Here is a 12,767-nt window from a genome sequence, read left to right as displayed (position 1 = left end):
GAATATCACATTCAAGGAGAATGTTTATATTGAGTATGGTGTAACGAAAGTAGACTTTAATAGCTTTATCAAAGACAAGAAAGGAGAACCTGAAGTCACATTACCTACCAATAAAGTAGATACCAAAAAGTTAGGAAAAAAAGAGTTCATTTACAAAATCTCTAAAGATGGATATAGTAAAGAAAAATCTTTATCCATTGAAATAAAGGATACCAAAGCACCTGTTATTACTTTTAAGGAGAATACAGTTACACTTGAAAACGGTGCAAAATTTGATGTGAAATCAAATATAAAAAGTGTTAATGATCCTGTGGACGGAAAGATATTCTATGAAAAAAAAGCAAAGGAAAACAATTACTATACCATTACTGGTGATGTAGATACATCGGTTGCAGGTGATTATACTGTTACTGTAATAGCAGTAGATAAAAACAAGTTGGCATCAGAGATGAAGTATACAGTACATGTCAATGAAAAAACAGAAGAACCAGTTGTAAATCCATCTAATACAGATGATTATACTCCACCTACAAATAATGAAGGAGGTAGTACAAATAATTATACCCCGCCTACCAATAGTGGTGGAAGTAATAGCGGTGGTAATAATCAAACAAATCCTACCCCACCACCTACAACATGTAAAGCTAATGGGCAATGGAAATCTTTAGGAAATAGTGGGTATGCTGACTATGACTACAATGCTGTGTTACAGTGGGGCAAAGATAATTGTCCTGAAAATCATAGAGTTGTTGTTGCTACAGTTCATGATATTTGTGGAAATGAAGGCTATAGTGTAGGATTTTATCCATTAAGTCAGTAATGTATTATATAGAAATATTCAAGAACACTTAAAAAATTAAGTGTTTTTTTACGAAAGAGGGTTAAGAAATGAGTAAAACAAAATTTTATAAGGTTCTTAGCAAGATTAGAGGTTCTACTCTTGCTTTTTTATTAGCTTTTACAGCTTTAATCGGAAATACTAGCAATATAAAAGCTCAAACTTATCAACCAATTAATTTAGGAAATATTGCTGGAACTGGTGCAGAAATAAAACTTGGTTACAACACTGCATATTGGTATGATGGATTAGCTAAAATTACAATCAATGGAGAAATTGCATTTTGTATCGAGCCAACCACCCTTGGATTTGGTGGTTCTTATAGTAAAAATGATGATATTCCTTTCGATTTGAAGGAAAAACTATCATTGATTGTTTATTATGGATGGGATACAACATCAAAAACAGACAATGACTATGCAACAACTCAATTCATGATATGGGAGGCATTAGGAGCTACTATAACCAACAGGTATGGGGATTTTGGTTCTAAATATCAAACACTAAAATCAAAAGTGCAATATAAAATTAGTAGACATAGCGTATTACCGAATTTTGGTTCAACTGATCACGAAGTTGATTTAGGTTCCTCTTTAGCTTTAAATGACAAGAATGATGTCCTAAACAATTATCATATAACATCTAATGGAGGATCAAGCGTATCTGTAAATGGAAATAAGCTAGTTATTACTCCCAATAATGACACACCTGAAAATTTAAAAATAGAGCTTAGTCGTATTCTGGATGAATGCTTAGGAGCGTCGATAGCATATAGATCCTCAGCAGATAATGGACAGGATGTTGCACTGTTTAGAGTTGGCGATCCATATAGCATTAACATATCTGTAAAAGTAAATAAATACGGTAAAATGAATATCTCCAAGCAAGATGAGGATGGGACTTATGTTCCAAACACATCTTTTTCTTTATCTTATAATGCAGATATGAGCAATCCAATTGGTACTTATACAACTGGGGCTGATGGAACTATTCTTGTTGAGCAATTATTGCCTAAAAAGGTTTATATACAAGAAGTTTCTGTACCTGAACCTTTTATCCTAGACAATACGATCCGAGAAGTAACCATCATTCCCAATGATACGGTAGCATTCAACGCCTCTAATATCTATAAGACTGGTAATTTAGAAATCCAGAAACTTGATAAAGATACTGGCAAGGCAGTGAATCGAGCTGGAGCTGAATTTACTATCTATAAATCTGACGGTACTTTAGTGAAAACTATTTCTACGAATGATAAAGGAATCGCATCTTTAACTGGTATCAGATGGGGTGATTATTATTTTGTAGAAACAAAAGCTCCAGAAAATTATGTTGTAAACAGCAAACAGGTACCATTCAAGATTCGTGAGAATGGTGTGACGATTGAAAAATCGTTAAGCAATAAGCGAACTTTAGGTACTGTGCAATTATCTAAAATCGACAAAGAAACAGGCAAAACAGCTCAAGGTGATGCAACACTTGAGGGTGCTGTATATTTGTTGAAAGCAAAAGAAGACATTATAAGTCCAGATGATGGACATGTTATTCACAAAAAAGGTGCCATTGTTAAAACAATGTCAATCAAAGACGCAGTTGCTAAAGTTGAAAATTTGTATCTTGGAAAATATGAGATAGTAGAAAAAAATCCAAGTACAGGTTACTTACTGGATGAAACTGCACATGACATTAACTTGAATTATACAGATGAAAATAAAACTGTTGAAATTCGTGATATAACAAGCAGTGAACAGGTAATGAAGCGTGCATTTAAAATTATTAAAATTAGCAGTGATGGTGAATCAGGAACAACACCAGCATTAAAAGGTGCACATTTTGAAGTGAAATTAGAGAGTGAAGTAAAAAAAGTTGGTTGGAACCAAGCACGGACTTATGATGAATTAGTAACTGATGATGAGGGTTTTGCAAAATCGGTTGAATTACCATATGGAAAATATCGTGTGCGTGAAACAATCACACCTCCTAATCATAATAAAGTACCTGATTTCTTTGTTGACGTTATCGATGACAGCCGAGAACCAATGAAATGGGTTGTACAAAATGATGCTCCGTTTAAAACGATTATCGGTATTGTCAAAGTAGATTCTGAAACTGGTGATATAGTTCGATTGGCTGGTGCAACATTTAAAATCAAAAACCTTGATACTGATGAATATGTTGGCTTTTGGGTTTATGGTGATCTGCTGGGCAAATATGTCACGGAATTTACAACGAATGAGGATGGTAATATTATGACACCGGACAGTGTGCGTGCAGGTCATTATCAAATAGAAGAAATTAAGGCTCCGAATGGTATGCTGTTAAGTAAAGAGTCAAAGCCTTTTACGATTACAGATGATGGTGCGCATCAAATTGGTCCTGATGGAACTAGCTTTATTACAACGATTCAGTTCGCAGATGCTCCGGCAAAAGGCCAGTTAATTGTTGAAAAGACAGCCGATCTGTTCCAAGGTTATGAAGCAACAGAAACAGAATATGGAACACTCTATCAGCCAAAGTTTGAGGAGGGTTTATTATCTGGTGTAACTTATGAAATCAAAACACGAGAAGATATCAAGAGCGCTGATGGTACACGGTATTATTATCATAAAGGCGATCTAGTTGAAACACTTAAAACCGATGGTAAGACAGCTACAAAATCATCGAAACTGCCACTAGGGGCTTATACGGTGCAGGAAACTGCTTGCGATGATGATGGTTATGTGATTGACAGTAAAATTTATGAATTTGATTTGTTATATAAAGATCAAGAAACAGAATTAGTCAATCAAACGATGAAACCATTTAATGATAAGCAGCGTGCTACTGCAACCATCGATAAAGCATTTGAAGATTCTGATGTAATCGACAATGCAGATGTATATAAAGATGTTGTATTTGGCGTGTTTACAAAAGATGATTTAACTGTGAATGGTGAAAAAGTCTTGGATAAAGACAGCATGATCCAAGTTGTATCACTGGAGGATACGCTGAAGGGCAAGATCAATGTAGACTTTGCGGCAGATTACTATCTTAAGGAATTGGCAACAGATGACCAGTATGTATTGAGCAAGGAAAAAATACCGTTCAATTTTGAATATGCAGGTGACAAAGAAACAGTGATTGAAATCAACCATGGCCAGCCGATTGAAAACAAGGTAAAACGTGGTGATATCAAAGTCTTGAAAAAGGACGCTGATACTGGCAAATCACTTGCAGGTGCAGAATTTGAGTTATCACGAGACAAAGATTTCAAAACGATTTTAGCAACCATCAAGTCTGGTTCAGATGGGTATGCGGAAATGAAGGGTATTGAAAAATCAACAGTGTATGTAAGGGAAAAACAGGCACCAAGTGGATATGCTGGTAATCAAACTATCAAGACAGCTAACATTGATGATGATGGTCAATTGATTGAGGTTGTTTATGAGAACAAAGCATACAGAGGCAATCTTCATATCTATAAGAGTGATAAAGAAACAAAAGAAAACCTTTCAGGCATTCAGTATCGCGTTACTGCAGCTGAGGATATCTACGAAATTGGACATCCATTAGATGAGGATGGAAACAAGATTATCAAATATCACAAAGGTGATCCAGTATCTGTTGATATCAGTGAAGATGGATACCATATGACCGATGAATTAGGTGCCATTCATTTAGCAAATCTGCCAATGGGTACCTATAACGTAGTTGAAACAAAAACATTAGAGGGATATGTATTAGACCCATTAGTACATGTAGTTACCCTAACTCCTGAAAATGATAAAGACGCATTGGTCGAGAAAACACTGTATGTCGATAATGACTTTACAAAAGTTGATATTGATAAAGTTGATAAAGAAACGAACAGATCGATTGCAGGCGCTGCTTTGGTACTATATAACGCAGATACGAAGAAAGAAATCAAAGCTTGGGTATCCACAGGAAAAACAATGCATTTTGACCGCTTACCATCCGGTAACTATGTCCTGAAAGAAACATCGCCTGCAGAAGGTTATGTAACTGCTGAAGATATGCAGTTCAAAGTTGAAGCCAATACCAGTTTACAGGTATTCACAATGGTAGATGACTTTACCAAAGTGGAGATTAGTAAAATCGATACAGAAACAAAACAGCAATTACCTGATGCAGAATTGGAACTGTACCGTTTAGATCAAGACAATAAAAAAGATTTAGTTGAGAAATGGAATACAGGTAATAAAGCTGTACGATTTGATCGACTGGCAACAGGAAACTATATTTTACACGAAGTAAACGCACCAAATGGATATCACAAAACTGATGATATTCAGTTTACGGTGAAAGAAACTGGCGAAGTACAAAAAATAGTAATGAAAGACGAGCGAATTTATACGTTCATCAAGGTAAAAAAAGTGGATGCGAAAGACCATGAAAAGGTATTAGCAAATGCGGAATTTACAATGTATTCTGATGAAAAATGTACGAAGGTGCTTGCTAAAGTAACAACAGGTAAAAATGGTATTGCTAAATTCGATCATTTAGCATATCAGACAGTTTACATCAAAGAAACAAAGGCACCGGATGGATATACACCATCCCCAGATGTTGTCAAAGTCGTCATTGATGATGAGTGGTATTACAATAATGAGGATAAAACCATCATGATTGCAGACCACATTATCGAAAAGGTCAACACTGGAGTACAATCCAATGATTATATCATCGGGTTGTTTGCCGGATCTTCCTTCCTTTTAGCAGCGTTGTTAAGAAAAAGGAAGAAATTGAATAAGTAATACCCGAAACGAGAGTGTGGATCATCACCTCTCGTTTTCTTTAAAGAATGATCATGTTACATGATGATTGTTTGAAGAAAGGAGGAAAAAGTCATGTATAGAAGGAAAGGAGAGGAACATAAAAAGCAAATGAAGCATAAGAAAATTTTAAAAAAGATGGCTGTCGTCTGTCTTGCAATCTTGAGTGCATTTCTAGTTTGCTCCAGCGGCGGAATGAAATCTGTCAAAGCAGCTGAAGAAGAAATCGGTAGAAACAGTATCGACGCCTATGGTGGTACGTTCGGTGAAATCGTAACGATGGAAATGGTAGCGTATGATGATAGCCGTGATGTCGGTACATACCGTTTCAGGTATTACAATTTTCACCACGGAGACTCATACACGTATCAAGCTGTCGCAGTAGGTCTATATTTAGATGGTGTTCATAAAGCAACATACAGTGATAAAGTTGGTATTGGTAACAAATTCAGTAATGATACCCGGCTTTTCGGTACAGCGGATATTCAAGTTACTGCTGGGAAAACACATCATGTGCGGCTGCAGGATATGGAATCCGGAGCGATGACACAAGTCAGCATTGATAAAGATATCTATATACCATATCCATCATATCCCGTAACGTATAAAGATTATAATGGGCAGATTTTAAAAACGCAAAATGTACAGAAGTATAATAATGCATCCCCACCTGTTAATCCTACTCGTACTGGGTATACATTTACAGGCTGGTCTACAAACAGCAATAATATAACAGGCGCTAGGACGATTAGTGCACAGTATCAAATCAATTATTATACTGTTAGATACCTTGATTACAATAACACTGTTTTAAAAACACAGTCGGTGCCATATACAAGCAACGCCTATCCGCCAAGTAATCCGACACGGGTCGGTTATACTTTTACTGGATGGAATAACAATGGCACCAATATTACTGCCAACCGAGATATTACCGCACAATATAAGATCAATAACTATAATGTGTCGTTTAATTCTATGGGCGGTTCTGCCATATCAACACAGTCAGTGACCTATCAGACAAAGGTCGCAAAGCCTGCGAATCCATCCAAATCTAACTATAAATTTATGGGTTGGTATACAGATGCGACATTCCAGACTGCTTATAACTTCAACACTCTGATCGGTGCGAATAACTTTACCCTCTACGCTAAATGGGATGCATATCCTGTTATCAATGCAGCCAACATTACCATACATGATAAACAGTACAGTTTTGATGACTGGCAAAAACTAAAGTTAAAGGGTGTAACGTCAAGCGATAAAGAAGATGGCAATATGACATCAAAGATCAAGATCACAAAAGATTCGGTAAATTTAAATGTGCCAGGCAGTTATGCTATCAATTATCAAGTAACGGATTCCGTTGGATCTACCGTAAACAAGGAAATGAAAGTCACTGTTCTGTTCAATAATCCGCCAACCATAGAATATAAAAATTATGAGTTCTTCGAGGACGAAATCACACAGGAAGACTGGGAAGAAGATTATTTGATGGATGCCGTAACAGCAACAGACATCGAAGATGGCAATATGACATCAAAAGTAAAAGTCAAATCTGACAATGTTGATCCTGCAACACCTGGTGATTATCAAGTCGTTTATACTGTTACGGATCAGTACAACAAGACAACAGAGGTAAATGCACAAGTCAAGATAAAGTATAACTTTGCGCCTCTGATAACTGCAAGCAATCGTAAATATATGCAACATGAATATTCCAACAAGGAATGGAAAGATCATGTTCTGGATGGAGTGGAAGCAATTGATGTCGAAGATGGCAACATCACAGATAAGATTGAGGTCATTGAAGATGATGTAGATATGGAAACGGTCGGTTTTTATCGAGTGAATTATCATGTAGTAGATGCTTATGGAAAGCAACATACCAAATCAATTCAGGTCGAAATCATTTTAAATGTACCGCCGATCATCAAGGCAGGAAATAAATCTTATTACGAGGGGGAACTCACAGAAGAAACACTGCTGAAAGAGTTAGCGAAGAATGTTACGGCATTTGACAGTGAAGATGGTGACATTACAAATAAGGTGGAAATCATTAAAAACAATGTGAAGCCTGATACTGCCGGATCTTATGAAGTAACCTATAAAGTCGTTGACAGCGGCGGGAAAGAAATGATGAAAACGATCGATGTAACGATCAAGAACAATCATAAGCCGAAGTTAGAGATATTTGCCGATCACAAGCGTTTCGTTGAGGGGCAGTATACAAAAGAAGAATGGATTGAAACCATTAGAATGCAGAATGTAACTGCAACTGATATTGAAGACCATGACCTTACAGCTGGCATAAAAGTAATCGCTGATTCTGTAAAACTGGATCATCATGGTATCTATAGCGTGATGTATAAAGTAACAGATCAATACGGTAAGAGTACCACGAAGACGATTAAAGTCACCGTTGAAGAAAATCTAGCCCCTGTGATTCATGCGAGTGAACGGTGGTTTGATACTGAGGATACGATCAGTGATAAAGTCCTATTGAAAAATGTAATCGCCTATGACGATCTTGACGGAGAAATCAGTAACAAAGTAACCGTCAAGACCTCTACAATCAAGGAGCATACGGCTGGTGATTACACAGTAACCTATACGGTAAAGGATTCCCTCGGTGCAGTTACAACACTGGTTACATCTGTGCATGTAAAGAATACAGCAGGCTTACCGACAGTACCAGTTGACCCGCCCACTCCGCCGACAGATGAGGATGCCGTGATCTTTGCGGACGGCAGAAAATATGGCACTGTAAAACTATCAAAGTTTTTGGAAGCATCTGAATTACAAGACCCTGACTATAATTCTGTGGTATTTGGTATTTATGCAGCAGATGATATCAAATGGCAAGATAAAGTAGTACTGTATAAAGACAGTTTGGTAGATATCATCCGCTTGGACGATAAAAAAGGTATAGGTACTGTTCATCAGGCGGGTTATTATTACGTACAGGAAATTAACGTTGATGACCAATATGTCATGAGCGATACAAAATATTATTTTGAATTTCGATACTAGGATAGAGAAATCTATCCTTTTTACGAGGAGGTGGTATTTATGCAAGGAACATTGATCTATGATAAAAAAACAGAGCGATTCGATATCAGATACGACCTGACTACGTATTACGGTGGTCTGCATTGTGGAGATTGCTTAGATGTATTCGTCAACGGACGATGGGTACCAACAAGAATAGAAATGTCTGATAAATGGTATCTAGTTGGTATAGACACAGAGGATATTGCAGGTCTGAGAGTTCGCACATAACAAGCAAGGAAGTAACCCTTGCTTATACATACTGAAAGGAGGCATACAATGCAATCATTAAGAAGAGGCAGTATATTTTTTGCTTATTTAAATCCCGTAATGGGATCAGAACAAGGAGGTCTTCGCCCCGTTGTCATCATTCAGAATGATATTGGCAATTACTATAGTGATACGACTGTTGTAGCAATAGTAACCAAAGCATCACATCGCAAACCGGATTTACCTACCCATGTATTTATTAAATCTCGTGCGGGTTTAGAGTTTGACTCCGTGATTATGACTGAGCAAATTCGAACGATTGACAATATAAGGCTAAAAAGTTATGTAGGTAATTTAGATGAACGTGAACTATTTTTATTGGATAAAGCTATCAAAATAAGCTTGCAAATAGTATAAGAAATCTGTGAGTATCAAAATCGCACATTCGTAATGATTGCCAATAACATTTAAAATAACATTGAAAGGAGGAACTCGATATGGAGGATACAGAAAAGCAGACGTATACCGTTTATGATATTATGAAAATTTTAGGTATAGGAAGAAATTCAGCGTATAATCTTGTCGCAAAAAAAGAGTTTAGCGTTGTCAAAGTCGGCAGAACCTTACGTATATCAAAAAGTTCATTCGATGACTGGTTGAATAAACAAAAAAGCGAATAAAGGAGGAGTAAAGTAATGGCAATCATAATCAAGCGTAGAAAAATGTATTCTGTGGTTTATGAGAGTAAAACGAAGACATGCTGGGAAACATACTTCAACTATGAAGAAGCAGTAGCACGCAAGCAACAGATAGAGGATAACAAAGAAGATTATTTCAAGGTATCAGCCAATATGTTGTTGAGAGATTATTTAAGTAGCTACTGCTCTATCATAGGGTATCAAATATGGCACAATAGCACATATGATGGATATGTTGGTGTTTTGCATAACTATATCATTCATGTCATTGGCAATAGCAAGATTAAGGATATCAGTAAATCGTTCAGCGATAAATTTATGGATGAAATAGAACATATGCAAGGCATTGGAAAAAGAAATCAAGAAGCAACCGAGTATATACCTTATTCAGTTAAGCGTAAGATATTGATTCTGATGCAGTCGGCATGTGACTATCTAATATCACTGGGATATTTACATGATAATCCATTTACAGATTATCAAGTCTATGAAGAAAATAAAATTGCAGTGAAAGTGAATCATAAATGGACACTTGCAATCTTCAGACAGTTGTTAGACGCTTGTGAAGATCCTAAATTATATGTTTTTTTAAACTTATTATTCGGCTGCGGATTAAGTATAGAGGAAGCATTAGCAGTAACTTGGACAGATGTAGACATCAATGACGGCATTCTATGGAACGGTAACTGCATGCTTACAGTGGATAAGAAACTTAAAAGAGTCAATAAAGAATATTTGAATCGAATCGAAGATGAACAAATTATCACCATATTCCAGAGTAAATACTTTGCGCATACAAATACCTGTTTAATCAGTGAAAAAACAGATCAAAAGCGCTGTGTAAAAGTGAACAAATCAATAGGACTGGTATTAACAGAATGGAAGAGACTTCAAAAAAATGACCTCATTAAAACGAGGTGCGATGAGAATCTTATATTGTGTTTTCCCGATGGCAGTCCCTATGATCAGCGCAGTGCAACAAAACATTTCAAGGCATTGAGAGATAAAGCAGAACTGCCTCCGGTTACACTGGCCAGTTTAAGATTTTTTGGGATGCAAAATGCTAAGCGATTTTATCCGTGTGAATTAGTATTACCAATTCCAAGTCTGAATTATCATACATTAGATATTCTTGAAACTAATAAATCTTTTGCTAAATATATTCCGGAAAATAAAGAACAGGCAGAAATAAGAGCATTGGTGAATATGTTAAAGCAGTCTGATGAAATGAAAGAAGAATTGATACATAGATTAAAGGCAGGAATAAAGTAATCCTGCCTTTAATCTATGCATCTGAAAATCGCACATTCGTAAAATGAAAAAAGATTATATACAATAAGTGAGAATAAGAAAGGATGTGATAACATGGCAACAATAAAGAAAAGAGGTAATGGTTACAGTGTCATTTATTCGCATCTGAATAGTGACGGTGAGAAAAAACAGAAATGGGAATCGTTTTCTACACATGCGGCGGCAAAAGCAAGAAAGATAACAGTAGAAAACGATTTACAGGAGGGGGTATTTGTCGCACCATCACAACTTACAGTGAGTGAGTATTTAGATACCTTTATGGAATTGTATGGAGCAAAAAAATGGGCATTATCCAGTTATACCCGTAATCAGCGTATATTTACAAATTATGTTATTCCCTATATGGGAGATGTAAAAATGCAGGAGGTTACGCCGTTATCGATTGAAAAGTATTATCATGAATTGTTATATTCAGCAAGCAAAGTAAAAAACAAAAGAAGCAATACAGCAACGACTGGTGTAATTATGCAGATACACAAATCATTGAAGTGCGCTTTCCACAATGCAGAGCGTTGGGAAATTATTAAAAAGAATCCATTTGAAAATGTGACACCACCTAAACACACATATCAAAAACGAGCTATATTAACCTCCGACGAGATTCTAATAGCATTGAGAGCTTGCAATTATCCACAACTTACGATTGCCATACACTTGGCATTTGCTTGTTCCTTGCGGATTGGGGAGGCACTGGGACTAAAATGGTCAGACATACATATTAGTGATGAAGATATTGCTAATAATGATGCACACATACAAGTATCCAGAGAATTATCCAGAGTGTCTGTTGATGCAATGGAGAAGCTGGGAAAAAAAGATATCGAATTTGTATTTCCACCAATCATCTTAAAACAAGAGCATAAGACAAGATTAGTTTTAAAGAAACCTAAAACAGATAGTAGTATCAGAAAAATATGGTTGCCTGAACAGCTCGCTTACCTATTGCGTGAATGGCGACAGGATCAGCAAAAGTACAAAGAATTTTTCGGAAAAGAATATAAAAATTATGATCTAGTCATAGCATTAGAAGATGGAAGACCAATTGCCAGAGATATTATTTCAAAGGAATTTGATGAACTGCTTAAAAAAGCAGGCTTGCCCAAAGTTGTGTTTCATTCGCTGAGACACTCAAGCACAACATATAAACTGAAATTAAACCATGGCGATATCAAAGCAACACAAGGTGATACAGGGCATGCACAGGCTGATATGGTAATGGATGTATATAGTCATATACTGGATGAAGATCGAAAAGTAAATGCACAGAAATTCAATTCAGAGTTTTATAAACAGGAAATAGACGAAAAAAGCAGTAAGAATAAAAAAACTGAATTGAGTGTTGATAAGCTGATGAAAGCATTACAGAAAGACCCAGAGTTAATGAGGGAGTTGATAGATGCGTTGAAGCAATGATATAACAAAAAAGGGATTTTATCCCTTTTTATATACGATAGTATTATTCTGGTTTATCAGGTGTTAAACAGTTTTAATTTCTGCTATTAGCAAATAAGCGATATTGATTAGCAAATACAATAAGAAAGATTCGATTCTGATGATAAAAAGTTGTGAAAACTTCACAGCAAGAAAAAGTGAAAATATGGTTACACAAAAATCTGATTAGCAAAATGCCTGAGTTGATTAGCAAAAAAAGAAAAAAATCACATCGCGAAATGTGATTTAAGCCTTTAAATAATGGCACCCTCAGCAGGAATCGAACCTGCACTTGATTCTTAGGAGGAACCCGTAATATCCATTTTACTATGAGGGTGTTTGTGAATAAATCAGTGTTTTGTACGGCATTGCTAATCAACAGGGTTGTCTTCCACTTACCGCTTAGGAGGCGGACCCTCTATCCGGATGAGGTACAGGGACATTTGTGAAATATCT

The 12,767-nt window shown here is 36.2% G+C and carries 8 protein-coding genes and 1 tRNA gene; 8 read left to right on the top strand and 1 reads right to left on the bottom strand.

All coding sequences use genetic code 11. From position 1 onward, the window contains the following. From ACLUJM_RS10740 to ACLUJM_RS10705, 8 genes are all read left to right on the top strand, one after another. Positions 1–820, top strand: an 820-nt coding sequence (locus ACLUJM_RS10740; protein WP_412412801.1) for a hypothetical protein, incomplete at its 5' end; no start/stop codon positions are given. Positions 821–888: 68 nt separating this feature from the next. Then, a complete protein-coding gene (locus tag ACLUJM_RS10735; RefSeq protein WP_008819559.1) occupies positions 889–5,592 on the top strand; it encodes a SpaA isopeptide-forming pilin-related protein in 4,704 nt (1,567 codons plus the stop codon). 93 nt (positions 5,593–5,685) lie between these two features. Continuing rightward, entirely contained in the window at positions 5,686–8,643 is a 2,958-nt protein-coding gene (locus ACLUJM_RS10730) for an immunoglobulin-like domain-containing protein (protein WP_008819560.1), read from the top strand. Positions 8,644–8,682: 39 nt separating this feature from the next. Continuing rightward, a complete protein-coding gene (locus ACLUJM_RS10725; RefSeq protein ID WP_008819561.1) occupies positions 8,683–8,892 on the top strand; it encodes a DUF5348 domain-containing protein in 210 nt (69 codons plus the stop codon). A gap of 48 nt (positions 8,893–8,940) precedes the next feature. Beyond that, complete coding sequence (locus tag ACLUJM_RS10720) at positions 8,941–9,288, top strand: type II toxin-antitoxin system PemK/MazF family toxin (protein WP_008819562.1); 348 nt, start codon at positions 8,941–8,943, stop codon at positions 9,286–9,288. Positions 9,289–9,368: 80 nt separating this feature from the next. Then, complete coding sequence (locus ACLUJM_RS10715) at positions 9,369–9,551, top strand: helix-turn-helix domain-containing protein (protein WP_008819563.1); 183 nt, start codon at positions 9,369–9,371, stop codon at positions 9,549–9,551. Positions 9,552–9,566: 15 nt separating this feature from the next. Continuing rightward, positions 9,567–10,841, top strand: a complete 1,275-nt coding sequence (gene xerC, locus ACLUJM_RS10710; protein WP_216881755.1) for a tyrosine recombinase XerC — start codon at positions 9,567–9,569, stop codon at positions 10,839–10,841. Between the two features lie 93 nt (positions 10,842–10,934). Beyond that, complete coding sequence (locus ACLUJM_RS10705; RefSeq protein ID WP_008819565.1) at positions 10,935–12,293, top strand: tyrosine-type recombinase/integrase; 1,359 nt, start codon at positions 10,935–10,937, stop codon at positions 12,291–12,293. A gap of 280 nt (positions 12,294–12,573) precedes the next feature. On the opposite strand, the gene ACLUJM_RS10700 is transcribed toward ACLUJM_RS10705, so the two are convergent. Beyond that, positions 12,574–12,648, bottom strand: a tRNA-Arg gene (locus ACLUJM_RS10700). Between the last annotated feature and the right edge of the window lie 119 nt (positions 12,649–12,767).

The organism is Finegoldia sp. (assembly GCF_046991905.1).
Lineage (GTDB): Bacteria > Bacillota > Clostridia > Tissierellales > Peptoniphilaceae > Finegoldia.
Note: the sequence above shows the minus strand (reverse complement) of the source record. Positions and strands in the feature narration are given on the sequence as shown.